This window comes from Actinophytocola xinjiangensis (assembly GCF_001921215.1).
GTDB lineage: Bacteria > Actinomycetota > Actinomycetes > Mycobacteriales > Pseudonocardiaceae > Actinophytocola > Actinophytocola xinjiangensis.
Map to the genome: position 1 here is coordinate 101,332 of NZ_MSIF01000015.1, position 17,159 is coordinate 118,490.

A 17,159-nucleotide genomic window follows, 5' to 3' on the forward strand; every position below is an offset into this window, starting at 1 on the left:
TGCGGCCGAGTTGGATCAGCGACCGGTTCGCCGAACTGGTCAGCGCCGCCGGCCTGCCGCCGATCAGGTTGCATGACTGCCGCCATGTGAGCGCGGGGCCTGACGTTGGCGGCCGGCTACGACCTCAAGGTCGTGTCGGAACTGCCGGGCCATTCGATGCTGAGTACCACGGCGGACATCTACACCAACGTGCTGCCGCAGGTCGCGTCGGCGGCGGCCGAGGACGCGGTTGCCCTGGCGCCACGCCGCAGACAGTTCGGGCACCCATCGGGCACCCAACGCGATCTTGAGGCGACCGGAACGGGTAGGGAGGTGGTGCAGATAAACGAAAACCCCAGCTAGACGGTGGTCTCTCTGGGGTGTGAAGTGGCGCGCCCGAAGGGATTCGAACCCCTAACCTTCTGATCCGCCGTCCACTTCTGACGGTACTGGTCAGTGCTTGCCGATACCTGCCGTGACCTGCTCTTATCGACGTACGCCTCTTGGCGTCAACTGGCGACATCTGTGATCATCTTCTGTTGAAAACTGGCAATAAATCGGCACTTACCCCAGATCGGCAAGCTCCCGTACTCGCTCCTCGAAGTCAACCACGAGTGGGTGGGAACCGTGTGGTCTCAGCTTCCGCCGGAGCGCGCTCACGCGGTCGTCGCTGCGGGCAGAGGTGGTCGTGGAGGTCAGTTCGAGCGCGTGGGTGGCGCTGGCCACGGCCTGGTCGAGGTCTCCCCGGCTGAGGTGCGCTTCGGCGAGCCAGCTCTTGTACAACGCCAACTCGCGGGTTCGTCGCTCGTCGTAGTTGTCGAGGACGCCGGTCAGTAGGTCGATCGCTCGGTCGGCGTCGCCGAGTTCGGCGTAGCAGCGGCCGGCCATGATCGTGACTTCGTCCTCGTCGAGCCAGTACACCCATTCGGGGTGGTCCAGGTCGACGCCACGTTCGTAGTCGGTTTCCACGGCGGCCAGGGTTCGTTCGGTCTGGCGTCGCTCGCCGGACTTCGCGTAGGCCCAGGCCAGGCGTTCCTTGAACAGCGCCCGTACCTTCGGTGTCGCCTGCGCCCTGGCGCCGGTGTTCGCGCTCGACGCGAGCAGGACGGCTTCGCGTGGGCTGCCGACGTTGCTGACCTGGTAGGCCAACGTCGAGATCAGGTTGCCCGCCAGGGCGACGTCGCCGGCGGCGTGTGCTGCCTTGACGCCCACCAGGTAGTAGTGGGCCGCTGACACGTATCGTCCCGCGTCACCGAGCACCCACCCGGCCAGCTGCGCCAACTCGCCCAGAGCTGCGAGCAACCGCCGCCCCAGTGCCTCGGTGTAGGTCGCTTCACGAAGCAGAGCGGCGGTCGCTCGTAGCTCCTGCACGACCAGTGCGTGGAGGTCTCCACCGGCCAGGTAGTCGTCGATGCGACGTAGTTCGGCCGTGCGTCGTTCGACCTTGCGCACCAGGTTGTCCCCGACCCGCCGACCACTGGCCTGCTCCACGACCTGGGGCGGCTCGGTGACCAGCCACGCGTGCACGAGATGGGTGACCGACTCGGCGCTGACCGGCAACTCGGCACCCTCCCGCACCAGAAGAGCGAGTTCGTGGCTGTCGGCGTCGGTCCAGTCCCCACCCTGTAGTTCAAGGGACGACACCACACCAGTATGGCTGTCGAACAACGCGCTGACACTGGCCGAACTCAACCGCCGACCACCCGGCGGATCGATCCACAGCAACCCACTGGGCACACCCAACACCCGCGCCCAGTGGGCGATGGTGTCAGTGTTGCGCGGCGGTGGCCCGGTCTCAATCCGGCACACCTGCGGCTGCGTGATCCCCAGCCACTGCCCAAGCAACGTCTGCGAGATCCCACCGCGCCCATAGACCGCCGAGTGGTGCGGATGCTTCCGATACGCCCTGGCCACCCAACCGATGTGCTGCGCCGAGAAGGCATCCCTCATCTGCGCCGTGAACCAGAAATCCGCAGGAACCGACGGCGGAACCAACAACCGATCCCGGCTCGCCCCGACACAGGACGCACACAACGAACCCGTGTTGTCAGCCGCCAACCGATGACCACAGCGGCAGTAACGCGGCCCATCCCCAGAAACCATCAGCTCACCTTCGCCGAATGTGATGCCCCACGGTCAATCCCATACTACCCAGGCGCTGACCAGCACGGATACGAGATATGCGTTGCCCGCATACAGCTGATGCCGATTCGACAATCCCCTCCAAGCTCCCCGTGCAATTGAGTGACCTTCGAACACCCGAGAAACAAATTCTCCTTCGGGACACAACGTCACCCGAAAGGCGGAACCCGATGCCACAGATACCCCCGCCGGACGACACCGCCCACCACGACGGTCGCCTCATGCACGACATCTCCGACCTGAACACCCGTCTCGCCCGCTACCTCCTCCACCACCTCGACGCCGACGCCGGCCGAGTCCCACCGATCTCGGCCGAGGACGAACTCGCCCTGGCCGACCAGGTGACCGCTCTGGCCGTGGCCCTCCGCGCCCGAGCCACCACCAGACGCCCCGGCCTCCGCCTGCTCACCACCGACCACTGACCCCCGAAAGACACCCGTCATGCCACAGCCGCTTGTCCCGTACGTCAGCTCGTGGAGCACCGAGGACTTCATCCCCAGCGTCATCGTCGAACGCCCCGGCGTCGGCATCGCCTACGCCGACGAAACCGTATTCGACCGTGACTCCCACGGCGTCCTCTGGTACCGCACCCCACACAGCCCCCACCAGGGCCGCCCTCGCTACAGCAACACCCACCCACAACGCCAACGCCGCGCCATGCAACGCCTGCTCTGCCAGGTCTGCGCCAACCCCGCCGACCACACCACCGACGGCGTCCTCTGGCTACTCCAAGACCACCGCACCGACTGGCCCGGCTGGCCCAACAACATGACCGTCACCGAACCCCCCATCTGCGCCACCTGCGTCCCCATCGCCACCCGGCACTGCCCCGCCCTACGCCGAAGCGCCATCACCATCCGCGCCCGCACCCACCCCATCCACGGCGTCAACGCCCAGCTCTACAAAGCCAGCCCACGCGGCCCCGTCCCCACCACCAAGGACATCGTCGCCTACACCGACCCCACCATCCGCTGGGCACGCGCCACCGACCTCGTCCGCCTACTCCGCCACTGCACCATCCTCGACCCCAGCACCCTCACCAGGTGACCGATCCCATGCCCAAGATCAACGGCACCCTGCTCAAACACTGGCTCGCCACACACAACTGGTCGGTCAACCGCCTCGCCCGCGAATGCACCACCCTCGGCGAAGACACCATCCCCGAAGGCACCCTCCGCAACGCCCTCGCCGGCCGCGACCCCATCCGCCCAGGCCGCATCCACCTCATCGCCCACGTCACCGCCAAATACGGCGACGGCCTCTCCTACGAAGCACTGACCACACTCGACCCTCAGCGGACCACCCCGTGATCGGTAACAGCCCCAAGACCTACGCCACAGAACTCGAAGGCTTCACCACGATGCTGGCCAACTACCCCATCCAAGCCAACATCGCCGCCCTCCAGATGACCATCGACGCCCACGGCACCATCACCCTGGATGTCTGCCTGGAACCTGGCCGTCTCGCCCAAGGCGCCGCCGAACTCATCGAATGGCGCCGCACCCTCGCCAAACCCGAAGCCCTGATCGAACGCTCACCCAACGGCCACACCGCCAACATCGCCATCATCGGCCGCAACCCCGAAAACGACACCCCCATCAACGTCTGGCTCTGCACCGTCCCCTACGCCCCACAGCTCCGCACCCTCCTCGCCGCAGAAGGTATCCACCCCAAACCAGACACCAGACACCTCTTCCACACCGACCTACTGCAACTCTGGGCCATCGACGTCTAACTCACCGCATTCTCGCTGGGGCACCGGGTTCGTCATCGACTCTTGAACCTACGGTTTCATGATCGCCATAGGTGATTTCGTGTCGTTGTCTACCAACTCAGCTCGTGACCTGCACGGGTGCTCTCGACCTCCCTCTCATTGCATCGGGTCACCGATGGTCCTCTGTGGTGGTTTTGCTGGAGTAAAGTGGGGCGTTGATCTTCTGGCAGGTCAGCGCGTCTGCCCTGAACTTGACGTCCTCGATCGATAGCTGCCTCGAGCTGGCTCGGTGCGTTAGTTACACACTTGCGCAAGTTCCAATGCCTGTCGTCGCCGCAGTCAACTATTGGCGATTCACTAGCAAATACACGTCGTTCACGTGACAGTGCGCGCTGACCCAGTTGCAGCAACCAGGCGTCAAGAGGTGGCAACTGTTCCGCCCACATCGTGTGACCTGCTGCAGCAGACGCACCCGCGACCGGCCCCGCTCGCCAGGCCCGTCTGGCCTGGGTGTCAATGGAGGTCTTACCCACTCGCAACCCTAATAGCACAAGAGGCGAGAGTTGTCAACAGCGTGTCAGGTTGAACTAACAGCCCTTCAGTATACGATGACCGTCGAGATCAGCAGAAGGCTAACAATATGACAAAGAGAATGCCCATGTCGACGAATGTGCCAAAGACCTTGTCGCCCCCGAAGCGGAATGCCGCAGAGGTGCACGAGGGAGACGCTTATGACCTTATGGGCAAATTGTCTCCAGAGTCGATTGATCTAATCATCACGTCACCCCCATACTGGGGCCTACGCACTTACGGTCTAGATCACAATGAAGACATCCTGCAGGAATGGATGGCTGAGGGTGGAGATAAGGAGACTGCTCCACCCTACGATTGGTATCGGATGCATGGTGGATGCCTCGGCCTCGAACCCCTTCCTGAATGGTACATAAGCCATCTGGTGGAAATTTTCCAGCGTGGAGCTTCCGCGTTAAAGCCAGGCGGAAGCATATGGATCAATATCGGAGATACATATTTCGCGCGTTGGTCGAGCATTCGTTTTGATGGTCGTCAAGGCTTGGGCGACAATCCGCGAATGCGACGCAAGACCCCAATGGGCGGCTTTCGGCAAGAAAAACAACTTTTGCTCATACCCGCCCGTTTTGCTATCGCCATGCAAGATCAACGATGGATTCTTCGCAATGACATGATATGGGAAAAGCGAAATGTTCCACCTCGACCGGAAAAGGATCGGTTGCGGCTTGCTCACGAACATTTCTTTCACTTTGTGAAACGCCCCAAGGAGGGGCGCGCGAAATATTACTACGACATGACTGCGGTTGAGCCTGGCGCGCGGGATGTTGTAACAGTGAACGTTGCGCCGGGTTCCGATGGCCATTCGGCCACGTTTCCGGCCCACTTGATCGAACCTAGAATTGTCAGCTCTTGCCCACCAGACGGTGTGGTGCTCGACCCATTCTGCGGGACTGGAAGATCTCTCGCTGTAGCAGTGAAAAATCGTCGACGTGCAATCGGATTTGAGCTGACAGCGAGCTTCTCTTCTGCGGCTCGCCAGAACCTGTCAAACGCAAGCAAAGTGCGCGAGATCGCGGCAGACATGTTGCAAGACGAAGAGATCGACGACAGTCCGAACAGGCTGTTCTGACCGCACTCTCAGAAGAGCTCTGTTTGCGACGTGCTGGAGCCAGCCTTCTTTTTCACTTTTTCAATAAAATCCTCGCGAAGATAGGTCGGAGCTGCACTGCTCATCATGAATGCTAATCGATAATTGTCGAGAGTTGTTCGAACAGCCTCAACGAAGCTGAATTCCAGTTGACCATTGGATTCTCGTTGACCTGTATACTCGAAACTACCAAAAGTGATATCCCATGGATCGTCCCGACCTACCGTAGTGAAGTTCACGCGTGTCCGTAGCTGCTGGAGAATGCTGTGCTGCATTATTACGTATAGCGGTACGTCGATTTCCTTCAGATACTCACCCTTTACAAGTACCTGCGTCGCTAGGCGCTTGTAGACATTTCCCGTGTTTACGCCATAGTCGACTGTGTCGCGACGATTCTTGTCCTTAGCCTCGGCGGTGAAATAGGCTCGCCATTGTTCAGGTTTTCCGTCTTCCCATGCGCGCCAAGCGGGACCAACTCCACCTCCGCGCAAGTCGATCGCTTGAGCTTCGATAGCAATCAGAGCGGTTTCGTCGTGAGCTTCGTCGTCAATGAAAGCCACGTAGTCTATGTTTAGCTTGGGATCACTCAGGGCTGTCACTTCTGAGACTAGTTGCGGCTGCTCGTCGCCGAAGTAGTCAGAAAGCGCCCAGTTGATTGGCTCACCGTCGAGGCGATGGTCGCATACCGCATAAGGCTGAGGCCGCCCTTTGTCCCAAGCTGCTGCGTATACAACAGAGCAGTAGCCGAAGTTGTACTGAACTTTCTTTTCGCAGCGGGTATTTGAGAATGGGCACTGCTGCGCATCCCACGTTTCCTGAGCCTCAGCAGTCGTACAGTCGTGCGGGAACCCGTACGCCTCGACAATGGGAAATAAGGTGCCACGCCGCACTCTATCGTTGCCTGCTGTCATCTCCCTATGCTAGCGACGAGTCGACTTGCCCCAACTTGCGCCCTCGTGGCCGTTACGAGTTCTCAGCTGGCTTGAGTGGACCGTCCCCTACTTGCGGCCATCGATGACGAGAGGCGTCTGGGCGGCCTTGGCAGACGAGGAGCTTGTGTTGCCCCAGACGTACCGGTTTGGCGATGGAGCGGCGCACCTGAGCATGTCTGCGTTGGCAGACACTACGCTCAAGGAGGGGTTTCCTGCCATCCCGTCGACCTGGCGAAGCCCGATCGTGCCGGGTCAAGGGGGCACCTTCTCGATACCGGCACTTTGGGCTGGGTCTGCCCCCTTGACGCGGTGCGATAGCCCTTGTGGAGGTCGGCGGGATGGCAGGACGTTTCCCCGACGAACCGCAGGCAAACTGCGATCCCCGCCATCCTGTTGGCCTGCCCGTCAGGCGAGGACATCTCTTCTCTGTCCGGCGCGGGCCTACAGCTCCTGGCCCGCCTCCGGCCGACCGGCGCGCGCTGGGACCGGCGCCAGCCGCACGCCCAGCGCGCAGTGCCGGTTCGGCCATGAGCGCAGCGGGCCAGCGGACGCCGCTAGGCGCCCGCCTTGAACAAGTAGAGAAAGTCTGAACGCGGTCATCAAACGACCTCCACACGCGCGACCCGTAGTCAGTTACGCGTCGCCCGAGATGAGGTGACGGGTGTAGCCGGCGGCGACCAGACGTTCGTAGGCTTCCTGCACTTCGGTGGGGATGTGTTGGGGGATGGCGTAGCCGGCTTGGGCGTGGAGGCGGATACGTTGAGTGTCGCCGACCATGACGTTGATCATTCGGGGGATGTCGCCGATGGTGGCGGCGTAGGTGTCGAGGTCGATTTGTTGGGATGTGCAGGTGACGTCGACTTCGGGCCAGAGTTTGCGGGTGGTGGCGTAGGCGCGGCGTTCTTGGTAGGGGCGGGAGACGATCAAGACGGATTTGGGGTGGATGTCTTCGGCGGCCAGGAGGTCGCGGGTGAGGGTGATGTTGTCGCCGGTGTTGCGGGCGTGGGGTTCGACGCGGATCGCCTCGTCGGGGACGTTGAGGGTTAGGGCGCGTTCGCGGTAGTGGATGGCTTCGCCTCGGGGGAAGCGGTCGATGGTGGTGGGGGCGTTGGCGCCGGTGAAGACGATGAGGGGGAACAGGCCTTGGTGGTAGAGGGTGGCGGTGGTGTCGGCTACGCCGATGTCGTGGCTGCCGAGGCCGATGCCGACGTCGGTGGGTTTGAGGGTGTGGCCCAGGCGGTGGTAGTTCCAGAGGGTTTCCACGTCGTCGCGGACGTCGGCGGGGATGGCGTCGGGCACTCGCTTGGTCCTTTCAGTCGGGGAGGGTGAAGTCGTAGGTCCAGGAGAAGCGACTGGCGGCGTGGACACCTCGGGCGAACTCGATGGGGACGTCGTTGGCTGTGTAGGTGGTGCGGTTGAGGATCATGACCGGTTCGCCGGCGGGCAGCTCCAGCTCCGCTAGTTCCTCGGGGGTGGGCATGCGGGCGTGGATGGTCTCGGTCATGTGGTCGGGTTCGTAGCCCTGCATGGTGAGGACGGCGAAACCGCCGCCGGGGGTGGCTGGGCCTGGCTGGGGGTTCACCAGCGGGGTGCCTTCGACGTGTTCGGGGCGGTAGTAGCTGGTGAGGGTGTGCGTGGGCTGGCCGGCGTCCTTGACCAGGCGGGACCGCTCGTAGACCGGGGAGCCGATGTCGACGCCCAGGGCTTCGGCTACCTGGGGGTCGGCCTCGGTGAGCCGCACCGTGTTGGTCTGGTCGGTGGGCTTCCAGGCGCGGCCGGCGTGTTCGCGGTCGGCGGCGAAGGCGACCAGACCGGACTTCCACTTGCTCTTGGCGTAGCGCTCCATTGGTGGGCGGTCGCCCTTTTCGGCGGACGGGGGTGGCCAGGCCCTCGGCTTCCAGAACGCCTACTGCTTTACGGACGGTTGACGCAACTATGTCTCGGGTCAGCGCGGACGCGCTCGACTCGGTGCTCAGAGCGAGCGGTGAAAGTCGGCAACCAGCCCTGAAAACACGAAACCCCAGGCCGTTGACCTGGGGATGTGGCGCGCCCGAAGGGATTCGAACCCCTAACCTTCTGATCCGTAGTCAGATGCTCTATCCGTTGAGCTACGGGCGCATGTTCAGTTGTCATTCGGCCGGAGCCGAATGGCGGAGGCTCCGGGATTTGAACCCGGGAGGGGTTTCCCCCAACCGCATTAGCAGTGCGGCGCCATAGACCAGACTAGGCGAAGCCTCCCGGGGCCCCAGGCCGCTCGGAACGAGAGCCTACTACAGCAGCCGGGGCCGCTCTCACGGGGTCAGGTTGACGAACACCGCCAGCGACTCGGGGTTGGCCAGGGCGTCACGGCTGACGGCCCGTTCGGCGGGCATGCCGGCGAGGATCTTCTTGACCGGGACCTCGCACTTCTTGCCGTTGAGGGTTCTGGGGACCTCGGCCACCGGGATGAAGCGGTCGGGGACGTGGCGGGGGGACAGGGCCCGGCGTAGCTCGGCCCGCAGCGTCGGCTCCAGTGTGGTGAGGTCCACATCGGCGGCCAGGACGAGGAAGCACAGCAGCTCGCCTTCGGTGTCGGCTGAGGTGTCGATGACCAGGGAGTCCTGGACCTCGGGGAAGGACTCGACGACCCGGTAGAACTCGCTCGTGCCCATGCGGACGCCGCCGCGGTTGAGGGTGCTGTCGCTGCGGCCGTAGATGACCGCCGACCCTCTCGGGGTGATGCGGATCCAGTCGCCGTGGCGCCACGTGTTCGGGTAGGGCTCGAAGTACGCGGCCCGCAGACGCTCGCCGGTGGGGTCGTTCCACAGCGTCGTCGGCATCGACGGCATCGGGCGGGTGATGACCAGTTCGCCGACCTCGTCGACCAGGGGGTTGCCGGCGTCGTCGTAGGCGGCCACGGCCGCGCCGAGCATGCGACAGCTCAACTCGCCTCGCCAGACGGGGACGTCGGGGGACGCGCCGACGAACGCGGCGCACAGGTCGGTGCCGCCGGAGATGGAGCAGATCTGGACGTCCCCCACCTCCTCGGCCAGCCAGGTGAAGCCTTCGGGGCTCAGGGGGGCGCCCGTCGAACCAATGGCCCGCAGGCTCGACAGGTCGTGGGTGCTGGCCGGCGTCAACCCCTCCTTGAGACACGACTGGATGTAGGGGGCCGACGTGCCGAAGTACGTGACCTTGTTCTTCTCCGCCAGGTGCCAGAGCGTGTTCAGGTCGGGGTGGGCGGGGCTGCCGTCGTACATCACGACCGTCGCGCCGACGAGCAGGCCGCCGATGAGGAAGTTCCACATCATCCAGCCGGTGGTGGTGAACCAGAAGAACCGGTCCCCCGGGCCGAAATCGCTGTGCAGGGCCAGGGCCTTGAGGTGTTCCAGCACGATGCCGCCGTGGCCGTGGACGATGCCCTTCGGCAGCCCGGTCGTGCCCGACGAGTACAGGACCCACAGCGGGTGGTCGAACGGGACCGGGTCGAACTCCAGCTCCGCCTCGCGCAGCAGCGAGCCCCAGGCGACGGTGCCGGGCAGCTCCGGCGACTCCACCAGGTAGGGCATCAGGACGGTCGCGGTGAGCGACGGGATCTCGGTGCGCAGCCGCTGCACCGTGGCCCGGATGTCGAACTCGCGCCCGTTGTAGACGTAGCCGTCCACGGCGAACAGGACCTTCGGCTCGATCTGGGTGAACCGGTCCGCGATCGCCCGGACACCGAAGTCCGGCGAGCACGACGACCACGTGGCGCCCAGGCTCGCCGCAGCCAGGAACGCGACCAGGGTCGCCGGGGTGTTGGGGGCCAGCGCGACCACCCGGTCGCCCCGGCCAACGCCCAGCTCCGCCAGCGACGCCCGCACACCGGCGACCTGGGCGCGCAGCTCGCCGTAGGTCAGGCGCTCGGACCGGCCGTCCTCCCGGTCGAAGATCACCGCCAGGTCGTCGTCGGCCTTGCCGGGGGCCCGGGCCAGGGCGTGTTCGGCGTAGTTGAGCGTCGCGCCGGGGAACCACACGGCGCCGGGCATGCTCTCGTCGGCCAGGACCGTCTCGGCGCGGTCGTGGAAACGCACGTCGAGGAACTCGGCCAGCGCGCCCCAGAACCCCGCCAGCTCGGTGGTCGACCACTCCCACAGCTGCGTGTAGTCCTCGACCACCACGCCCCGCTCGGCACGCAGCCACGCGCGGAACTCGGCCATCCGGCTCGCCGCGACCCGGTCGGCGTCCGGGCGCCACAACAACTCAGGGGTGGAGGTCATGCCACCGTTCATATCCCATGGTTCGCGAACGGCGCCAGACCTACCGCAGGTCCTCCACCATCTCCTCGGCCATCGACGTCAGGCGCGCCAGGTCCGCCGGGGTGACCGTCAGCCACACGCCGTGGCGGCGCAGCGCGTACCGGCCGTCCTCGCCGTCGAGCCAGGTCAGCAGGCCAGGGGCCCGGGAGCCCCGGTAGGAGGCGCCGAGCTGGCCGCCGCCGCGCCGCGTGGTCAGCGCCTTCACGAGCACGCTGACGTCCTCCTGGCGCACGCCCGCGTCGTGCAGGGCGCGGGTGAAGCCGGTCACGCCGTCGCGTTGGGCCTCGGCGCACGCGTTCTCGTACTCGACCAGCGGGATGTTCGCCGGGCGGCCGGTGCCGGCCCGCGCCGGCGGCAGCGACGCCAGCAGGTCGCCGGCGACCGCGCCCGCCCGGACCGAACCGACCCGGATCTCGCCGTCGACCCTGGCGGCGACGGCCGCGCCGCGTTCGCCGGCGGTGGCGTAGCCGACCAGCGGGGAGCCTGAGCCCAGGACCCGCAGGTCCAGGGTGAGGCCGTCGCCGGCGAGCTGGCGCAGGACCAGGGCGAGGTCGCGGGCCGGTTCGTCGACGGTGCCCAGGTCGCGGGCGGCCAGCGCGCGGGAGGCCTCGTCGGCCATCCCGGCGCGGCTGGCACTGGTGCGCCCGACGTGGGTCACCTCCAGCGGCACCGGCGGGTCACCCAGCCCCAGCGACGTCCACACCAGGAAGAACTCGATGGAGCTGAGCTGGATCCAGCCCGACGCCTGGTCACGCACGGCGACGGTCCTCGCCGATCACCGGTGGGGTCACCAGTGTCTCGTGCTCGCCCCACAGGTCCTCGTCGGCCTTGAGCAGGGAGTTCTTGCGTTGCAGGTCGTCGGCGCCGCCGCTGGCGCCACCCATGGGCATGCCCCCCATCGGCATGCCGCCCACGCCGGGGCCGCCGGAGCGTCCGGTGGACGCGGCCGCCGGGGCCGCCGGCTTGGCGGGGTCGTCGGCGACACCGGGGCCCTGGCCGCCGGCGACCGGGACGGCCGGGGGCCGGGCGGGGACACCGGTCGTGCCGGGGGCGCCCGCGCCGCCCGGGCCGGGCACGGGCGCGGTGACCGGCGGCGGGCCGGTCTGCGGGGTGGTCGGCTGGGGCGGCTGCGGAGTCGGCGGCGGCGGGGGTTCGTCGGGCAGGGTCCGCAGCGGGTTGCCCAGCTGCGGCGGGCTGAACGAGGGCACCGTCTCGTAGACCTCGCGGGTGGCGGTCTGGAAGCGGTCCAGGGTGCGGGCGGCCTGCTCGTGCAGTGCCTTGTCGGCGGCGAGCGGGCCGGCCGGGTCGGCGGTGATGGCGGCGGCCGTGGCCCAGTCGTTCTGGGTGAACGCCTCGATGGGTTGGAGGATCGGCGGGGTGGGCACCGGGGTCGGCAGTTCGATCACCGGCTGGCGCGGCGCCGGCATCTCGTCGCGGGCGTTGGTGGCGTTGTCGACCTCGATGGTGACGCACGCGGACACCTTGGTGGCCTGGGTGCCGGTGTCCTCGGCCCAGTGGGCGAGCGCGGCGAGGGTCTGGCGGGCGAGGTCGGCGGCCGGGCCCTCCCAGGCCGCCGAGGAGTCGGTGACGATCCGGGACAGGGTGGTGCCGATGTCGGCGAGGTCCTCGCCCAGGCGCGCCCACTGCGCGGAGACCTCCATGGCGCCGGTCAGGTCCAGGCCCTGGTGGACCATCCGGTACAGGTCCGGGTGGGGGTAGGTGAGCCAGTCGACGACCGAGTCCAGGGTCTGCGGGTCGGGCTCGGGTGGCGGCGGGTAGGGCGGCCAGCACATGTCGGGGGCGGGCCAGTGCGGCGGGTGGCACCCGCCGGGGGCGAGGGGGTTCACGGCTTGCCTCCGATCAGGCCGAGGTGCTCGCCGATGCGGCTCGCGGCCAGGCGCAGGTCCTGCTCGACCTGCTCGTCGGTGGTGCGGTAGAGGCCGGCGGCGAGCCGGATGACGGCCTCCACCGAGTCGAGCACGTCGTGGAACATCCGCAGGACGGGGGTGACGCCGCCGTTCTCGTCGACGGCGACCGTGCGCAGCCGCTCGGAGATGATCCGGCCGACCCAGTTGTCCCCGAACTGAAGCGGTGTGTCCAAAGTAGACGAACCGGTGACCAGGTCGGCGGCCCGCAGCCGCACCTGCTGGACCTGGCGAAGCAGGCTCTCGGCCGCGCCGAGGTCGATCCGCAGGTCGCCGGCCGCCGCCTGCTGTTTGACCTGCTCGACCTGCCCGGCGACCGGGGCGAGAGTACGCGCGGCCGCCGCGGGAAACGGTTCCGGCGGCGGCGTTGGCTCGACCATCGGGAATACCCCTCATCCTGACTACTGCGAAGGTGACTGTCGGGCGGTGACTGTCACAGTACCGACCGAAGCCGGGAACGCGTGGCGGATCAGGGCATTCCGGCGGGGAACTCAGCGCAGGTGCGCGTCGAACCAGTTCAGCATGCGTTGCCACGCCTCGAAAGCCGCGTCCGGGTGCAGGTCGAAACGGTGGTCGGTGGCCGGGAAGACGACCACGTCGGTCGCGGTCACCGACCGCGCCGCCGCCCACCGCAGCCGCTCGACCTCCTCGGCGTGCGTGTCGCCGTAGAGCCCCAGCCACGGGCAGCGCAACTCGCCGGCCACCTCGACCATCGCCGGCAGCCCCGGTGCCCTCGGCGCCAGCGCCCCGCCGGCCGACACCGACACCGCCGCGCCGATTCCCCGTCTGGCGGCGACCACCATCGCCACCGCGCCACCGAGCTCGAAGCCGACGACACCGATCATGTCCGCGCCGATCCCGTGCTGGGCCAGGAAACCGAACGCGATGTCGACGTCGGCCAGCGCCGAGGAGACGTCCACGTGCGGCGCGACGACCAGCCAGCCCTCGGCGGCGAGCGCGTCGATGAGCGCGCGAACGGCGTCGGTGTCCCGCTCCTCGTGGAGCACGACCAGCCCGCCTCTGATGACCGCCGGAGGCTCGGCGATCGTCATCCGGAGCGCGCGCCCGTCGGCCAGTCGAACCGGTTCGGTGCGGGTTGCGGTAGCAGACATCTCGATACCCAACCATGGAAAGGTGAACGAGAGGGAACGGTTCCAGCCGAATGGAGTAATCACGACGTCAACAACTGCACGACGGCCACCAGACCCACCACGACGATCAGCGCCCGCAGCCACACCGGCCGCAGCCGCCGCCCGGCCAACCCCCCGAACAGCCCACCGACGATCGACCCGACGGCCAGCAGCGCCACCACCGCCCAGTCGATGTCCGCGACGAACACGAACACCAGGCCGGAGACCAGGTTCGCGGTCGCGGTCAGCACGTTCTTGGCCGCGTTGAGCCGGTGCAGGTCCTCGTCGAGCATGATCCCCATCAGCGCCAGGTTCAGCACGCCCTGCGACGCGCCGAAGTAGCCGCCGTAGATCCCGACGCCGAACACGCCGGCCGCCAGCACCGGACCGCCGTGTTCGTGGCGTCGCTCACGCAGGGCCAGCCGGCGCGCCAGCCACGGCTGGAGCACCACCAGCACCAGCGCCACCAGGATCAGCACCGGCACGACCGCCTCGAACGCGTCGGCCGGCAGCACCAGCAGCAGCAACGCGCCGCCGACCGCGCCGACCGCGGTCACCGCGCCCAGGCGCCACAGCCGGGCACGCTGGCCGGTCAGCTCGCGGCGGTAGCCGATGGCGCCGGTGACCGAGCCGGGCACCAGGCCCAGCCCGTTGGAGATGTTCGCCACGACCGGCGGGTAGCCCAGCGCGAGCAGCACCGGGAAGGTCAGCAGGGTGCCGGAGCCCACGACGGTGTTCATCGCACCGGCGACCACCCCGACCGAACCGATGATGCCGGCGTCGAGCGGGGTCACGCCGTCTGGCTGAGCACCGGCGTGAACACGCAGAACTCGTTGCCCTCGGGGTCGGCCAGCACGTCCCAGTCGATCTCGGCGTCGCGGGCGCGCAGCACGGTCGCGCCCAGGCCGACCAGTTCGTCGACGTCTCCCCACACGTCCAGGTGCAGGCGGTTCTTCGTCGACTTGCCCTCGGGCACCGGCACGATCCAGATCGCCGGCCCGGCGCCGTCCGGGTCCATGATCGGCACCGGCCAGTCCAGCGGGCGCAGCCAACCGTCGGCGGGCGGCTGGTGCTCGTCGCGGCGGACGTAACCCATCGCGGCGCACCACCAGTCGGCGAGCTTGTGGTGGTCGGCCGCGTCGATGACCAGGTCCTTGAACCGAGCTGACATGACGGCATCGTCGCACGTAACCGGAGGTGTACCGGTGTGAGTTGGCTCCAACCTCAGGAACGGGTGAGCCGGGTGTACGGGCCCCGCTCGTGGCCGGTGTCGCGGTAGCCGGCGGCGCGGAACAGGGCCAGCGAGGCGGCGTTGTCCCGGTGCACGGTGGCCAGCACGGTCACCGCCCCGGCGTGTGCCCGCAGCGCGCCCTCGGCGACGGTGAGCATCCCGGCGGCCAGGCCCCGGCCGCGCCGGTCGGGCGCGACCGTGATGCTCACCTCCCAGGTGTCCCCCTCGCGGTCGAACCGCACGGTGCCGACCGGGTGACCGTCCTGTTCGACGACCAGCAGCAGCCGGTCGGGGCTGGTGAGCGAGGCGGCCAGCCAGGCCTGGTGCACCGGCGGCGCGACCGGCTGGTGGCCGCGCGACCAGGCCAGCGTGACGGGATCGTTGCGCCAGGTCAGCAGGGTGTCGGCGTCGGCGGGGGTGGCGGCGCGCACGCGCAGGGTGGCGGCGTCGAGGACCCTGGCCGGGCCCCGGCCGTCGACGGCGGCGCTGCCCGCCCCGGCGAGCGCGGCCCGCCGCTCGGGGTCGGTGAGCAGGGCGCGCAGGGTCGCGGCGGCGTCCGGCAGGTCGGCGGGGGTGCCCAGGCCGGCGGCCAGACCCTGGTCGAGCGCGGCCCGGTAGCCGGCGGCCTGGTTGTCGACCAGCTGGACCACCGCGGCCGGCACGCCGATGCAGCACAGCTCGGTGAGGGTCACCCCGGCGGCGCTGACCGCGAGGTCGGCGCCGGCGAGCAGCGCCGGCAGCTCCGGGGTGGGCGGGCCGGCGGTGAACCGCTGGCCGGCGGCCGGGTCGGGCAGGGTGACCTCGCCGGCCGCGACCGCCCGCACGGCCAGCGGCAGACCGGTGTCGCGCAGCGCGGTGAGCGCGGCGGTGACCGTGCCGGCCGCCGCACCGCCCCCCATCACGACCACCACCCGGGGCACGTCGCCTGGCTCGCGGGCGGGTTCGCGGGCGGCGCGGGCCGCGCGGACGTCGCCGCGGACCGGGGCGAACCGGGCGCCGGCCAGCACCACCGGCGACCCGTCGGCCGGGCGCCCCTCCGGCGCCAGGCTCGGGTCGACGACCACGTCTGCGGCGCGGCGACCCCAGTGACCGTCCTCCAGGGACACCAGCCGCCCCTGGACGCCGGGCAGCTCACCGAGGCCGTAGTGGTCGACCAGCACGACGTCGGCCGCCAACTCGGGCCCCGGCGGACGGACCGGCACACCGAGGCCGGCGAAGCGGCTGGCCAGCCAGTCGGCGCCGCCGAGATCACCGGCCAGCGCCGTGTCCCACCCCCGCTCGACGGCCACCTCGGCGAAGGCCAGGGCGCGGGCCAGGTGACCGACCCCGATCGACGGCCCGCCGTCGGCGCGCAGCAGCAACGACGTCACAGCGCGGTTTTCTGTTCGACGGCGGCGTTGAGCGCGACCAGGTCGGGGCGGGCGCGCAGCAACGTCACCACCTCCCGCCACCTCGGCAGCCCGTCGCCGAGCTCACCGACCACGGCCTCCAGCAGGGCGGCGTCCTCGGCGGTGTCCAGGGTGACCCGCAGGTCGGAGTGGTCCTCGCCGGTCACCACCCCGGCGCAGCGGTACAGCTCGGGCCGGGTGTAGACGGCCGAGGTGACGTGCTCGCGGTGCGGCCCGGTGGCGACCCGGTACTGCTCGGCCAGCACGTCCCGGCGGATCAGCTCGGCGTCCAGACCCCGGGGCAGCCGGCGGACCAGCGTGTTGGACACGTAGTGCAGGTCGGGGTCGGCCTGCCACAGGCCAACGACCTGGGCGAGCAGCGCCGGGTCGTGCAGCGGGCAGTCGGCGGTCAGCCGCACCACCGCGTCACACGGGTGGCGCTGGGCGGCCAGCTCGAAGCGGCTGAGCACGTCGTCGAGCGGGCCACGCACGACCGTGGCGCCGGCTCTGGTGGCCTCGTTGGCGACCAGGTCGTCGTCGTCGGCCTCGGAGGTGGCGACGATGACCTCGCCGAACGCCGGCACCTGCCGCGCGGCCCGAACGACCCAGCTCAGCACGCTGCGCGTGCCGAGCGAGCGCAGGACCTTGCCGGGCAGCCTGGTGGAGGACAACCGTGCCTGGATGACCGCGTTGACTCGCACGGGTGCCATGATGGCGCACTGCCAGGGTGATCCCACGCCGCCTATCCCACGGCCTGTCCCAC

19 protein-coding genes and 2 tRNA genes are annotated in these 17,159 nt (G+C 68.2%); 6 read left to right on the forward strand and 15 right to left on the reverse strand.

Annotated features, from left to right (window positions below; all coding sequences use genetic code 11):
• Nucleotides 1-105 precede the first annotated feature (105 nt).
• Complete coding sequence (locus BLA60_RS26890) at nucleotides 106-342, forward strand: hypothetical protein (protein ID WP_075135789.1); 237 nt, start codon at nucleotides 106-108, stop codon at nucleotides 340-342.
• A 201-nt stretch (nucleotides 343-543) separates the two neighbouring features.
• On the opposite strand, the gene BLA60_RS26895 is transcribed toward BLA60_RS26890, so the two are convergent.
• A complete protein-coding gene (locus BLA60_RS26895; RefSeq protein WP_154814626.1) occupies nucleotides 544-1,974 on the reverse strand; it encodes a tetratricopeptide repeat protein in 1,431 nt (476 codons plus the stop codon).
• 317 nt (nucleotides 1,975-2,291) lie between these two features.
• Between BLA60_RS26895 and BLA60_RS26900 the strand changes: the two genes are divergently transcribed.
• The 5 genes from BLA60_RS26900 to BLA60_RS26920 all read left to right on the forward strand — a co-directional run bounded on the left by BLA60_RS26900 (nucleotide 2,292) and on the right by BLA60_RS26920 (nucleotide 5,495).
• Nucleotides 2,292-2,543 carry a hypothetical protein gene (locus BLA60_RS26900; RefSeq protein ID WP_075135791.1) on the forward strand — a complete coding sequence of 84 codons (252 nt, stop codon included), beginning with the start codon at nucleotides 2,292-2,294 and terminating at the stop codon, nucleotides 2,541-2,543.
• A 19-nt stretch (nucleotides 2,544-2,562) separates the two neighbouring features.
• Nucleotides 2,563-3,168, forward strand: coding sequence for a hypothetical protein (locus BLA60_RS26905; RefSeq protein ID WP_075135792.1), 606 nt, complete (start codon nucleotides 2,563-2,565; stop codon nucleotides 3,166-3,168).
• Nucleotides 3,165-3,431: a hypothetical protein gene (locus BLA60_RS26910; protein WP_154814627.1), complete on the forward strand. Its 267-nt coding sequence runs from the start codon at nucleotides 3,165-3,167 to the stop codon at nucleotides 3,429-3,431. The genes BLA60_RS26905 and BLA60_RS26910 overlap by 4 nt, the downstream gene beginning before the upstream one ends.
• Nucleotides 3,428-3,856 carry a hypothetical protein gene (locus BLA60_RS26915; RefSeq protein WP_075135794.1) on the forward strand — a complete coding sequence of 143 codons (429 nt, stop codon included), beginning with the start codon at nucleotides 3,428-3,430 and terminating at the stop codon, nucleotides 3,854-3,856. Before BLA60_RS26910 ends, BLA60_RS26915 begins: the two co-directional genes overlap by 4 nt.
• A gap of 637 nt (nucleotides 3,857-4,493) precedes the next feature.
• Nucleotides 4,494-5,495 (forward strand): DNA-methyltransferase, encoded by a 1,002-nt coding sequence (locus BLA60_RS26920; protein WP_084735306.1) that lies wholly within the window; start codon nucleotides 4,494-4,496, stop codon nucleotides 5,493-5,495.
• Between the two features lie 8 nt (nucleotides 5,496-5,503).
• Here the strand turns inward: BLA60_RS26920 and BLA60_RS26925 are convergent, their stop codons facing one another.
• From BLA60_RS26925 to BLA60_RS26990, 14 genes are all read right to left on the reverse strand, one after another.
• Complete coding sequence (locus BLA60_RS26925) at nucleotides 5,504-6,424, reverse strand: NotI family restriction endonuclease (protein WP_084735293.1); 921 nt, start codon at nucleotides 6,422-6,424, stop codon at nucleotides 5,504-5,506.
• A gap of 654 nt (nucleotides 6,425-7,078) precedes the next feature.
• Nucleotides 7,079-7,744: a YdcF family protein gene (locus tag BLA60_RS26930; RefSeq protein ID WP_075135796.1), complete on the reverse strand. Its 666-nt coding sequence runs from the start codon at nucleotides 7,742-7,744 to the stop codon at nucleotides 7,079-7,081.
• A 13-nt stretch (nucleotides 7,745-7,757) separates the two neighbouring features.
• The gene (locus tag BLA60_RS26935) at nucleotides 7,758-8,291 is read right to left on the reverse strand and encodes a GntR family transcriptional regulator (protein WP_075135797.1); all 534 of its coding nucleotides are present in this window, start codon (nucleotides 8,289-8,291) and stop codon (nucleotides 7,758-7,760) included.
• A gap of 196 nt (nucleotides 8,292-8,487) precedes the next feature.
• Nucleotides 8,488-8,563 (reverse strand) — tRNA-Arg (locus BLA60_RS26940).
• A 30-nt stretch (nucleotides 8,564-8,593) separates the two neighbouring features.
• Nucleotides 8,594-8,683, reverse strand: a tRNA-Ser gene (locus BLA60_RS26945).
• A 53-nt stretch (nucleotides 8,684-8,736) separates the two neighbouring features.
• Entirely contained in the window at nucleotides 8,737-10,683 is a 1,947-nt protein-coding gene (locus BLA60_RS26950; protein WP_075135885.1) for an acetoacetate--CoA ligase, read from the reverse strand.
• Between the two features lie 40 nt (nucleotides 10,684-10,723).
• Nucleotides 10,724-11,479 (reverse strand): ESX secretion-associated protein EspG, encoded by a 756-nt coding sequence (locus BLA60_RS26955; RefSeq protein WP_075135798.1) that lies wholly within the window; start codon nucleotides 11,477-11,479, stop codon nucleotides 10,724-10,726.
• Nucleotides 11,472-12,569 carry a PPE domain-containing protein gene (locus BLA60_RS26960; RefSeq protein ID WP_162293014.1) on the reverse strand — a complete coding sequence of 366 codons (1,098 nt, stop codon included), beginning with the start codon at nucleotides 12,567-12,569 and terminating at the stop codon, nucleotides 11,472-11,474. The genes BLA60_RS26955 and BLA60_RS26960 overlap by 8 nt, the downstream gene beginning before the upstream one ends.
• Nucleotides 12,566-13,027, reverse strand: a complete 462-nt coding sequence (locus BLA60_RS44305) for a hypothetical protein (protein WP_075135800.1) — start codon at nucleotides 13,025-13,027, stop codon at nucleotides 12,566-12,568. The genes BLA60_RS26960 and BLA60_RS44305 overlap by 4 nt, the downstream gene beginning before the upstream one ends.
• 111 nt (nucleotides 13,028-13,138) lie before the next feature.
• Complete coding sequence (locus BLA60_RS26970) at nucleotides 13,139-13,759, reverse strand: dienelactone hydrolase family protein (RefSeq protein WP_075135801.1); 621 nt, start codon at nucleotides 13,757-13,759, stop codon at nucleotides 13,139-13,141.
• 59 nt (nucleotides 13,760-13,818) lie between these two features.
• On the reverse strand, nucleotides 13,819-14,571 hold the full coding sequence (locus BLA60_RS26975) for a sulfite exporter TauE/SafE family protein (RefSeq protein WP_075135802.1): 753 nt from the start codon (nucleotides 14,569-14,571) through the stop codon (nucleotides 13,819-13,821).
• Nucleotides 14,568-14,948: a VOC family protein gene (locus BLA60_RS26980; RefSeq protein ID WP_075135803.1), complete on the reverse strand. Its 381-nt coding sequence runs from the start codon at nucleotides 14,946-14,948 to the stop codon at nucleotides 14,568-14,570. Before BLA60_RS26980 ends, BLA60_RS26975 begins: the two co-directional genes overlap by 4 nt.
• A gap of 53 nt (nucleotides 14,949-15,001) precedes the next feature.
• A complete protein-coding gene (locus tag BLA60_RS26985; protein ID WP_075135804.1) occupies nucleotides 15,002-16,378 on the reverse strand; it encodes a bifunctional UDP-2,4-diacetamido-2,4,6-trideoxy-beta-L-altropyranose hydrolase/GNAT family N-acetyltransferase in 1,377 nt (458 codons plus the stop codon).
• Nucleotides 16,375-17,106 carry a cytidylyltransferase domain-containing protein gene (locus BLA60_RS26990; protein ID WP_075135805.1) on the reverse strand — a complete coding sequence of 244 codons (732 nt, stop codon included), beginning with the start codon at nucleotides 17,104-17,106 and terminating at the stop codon, nucleotides 16,375-16,377. The genes BLA60_RS26985 and BLA60_RS26990 overlap by 4 nt, the downstream gene beginning before the upstream one ends.
• Between the last annotated feature and the right edge of the window lie 53 nt (nucleotides 17,107-17,159).

Excerpts from the sequence above, each read along its gene's own strand:
- BLA60_RS26970 (WP_075135801.1), bottom strand. The coding sequence starts at position 13,759 with ATGTCTGCTACCGCAACCCGCACCGAACCGGTTCGACTGGCCGACGGG.
- BLA60_RS26925 (WP_084735293.1), bottom strand. The coding sequence starts at position 6,424 with ATGACAGCAGGCAACGATAGAGTGCGGCGTGGCACCTTATTTCCCATT.
- BLA60_RS26950 (WP_075135885.1), bottom strand. The coding sequence starts at position 10,683 with ATGACCTCCACCCCTGAGTTGTTGTGGCGCCCGGACGCCGACCGGGTC.
- BLA60_RS26900 (WP_075135791.1), top strand. The coding sequence starts at position 2,292 with ATGCCACAGATACCCCCGCCGGACGACACCGCCCACCACGACGGTCGC.
- BLA60_RS26935 (WP_075135797.1), bottom strand. The coding sequence starts at position 8,291 with ATGGAGCGCTACGCCAAGAGCAAGTGGAAGTCCGGTCTGGTCGCCTTC.
- BLA60_RS26980 (WP_075135803.1), bottom strand. The coding sequence starts at position 14,948 with ATGTCAGCTCGGTTCAAGGACCTGGTCATCGACGCGGCCGACCACCAC.
- BLA60_RS26990 (WP_075135805.1), bottom strand. The coding sequence starts at position 17,106 with ATGGCACCCGTGCGAGTCAACGCGGTCATCCAGGCACGGTTGTCCTCC.
- BLA60_RS44305 (WP_075135800.1), bottom strand. The coding sequence starts at position 13,027 with ATGGTCGAGCCAACGCCGCCGCCGGAACCGTTTCCCGCGGCGGCCGCG.
- BLA60_RS26920 (WP_084735306.1), top strand. The coding sequence starts at position 4,494 with ATGTCGACGAATGTGCCAAAGACCTTGTCGCCCCCGAAGCGGAATGCC.
- BLA60_RS26905 (WP_075135792.1), top strand. The coding sequence starts at position 2,563 with ATGCCACAGCCGCTTGTCCCGTACGTCAGCTCGTGGAGCACCGAGGAC.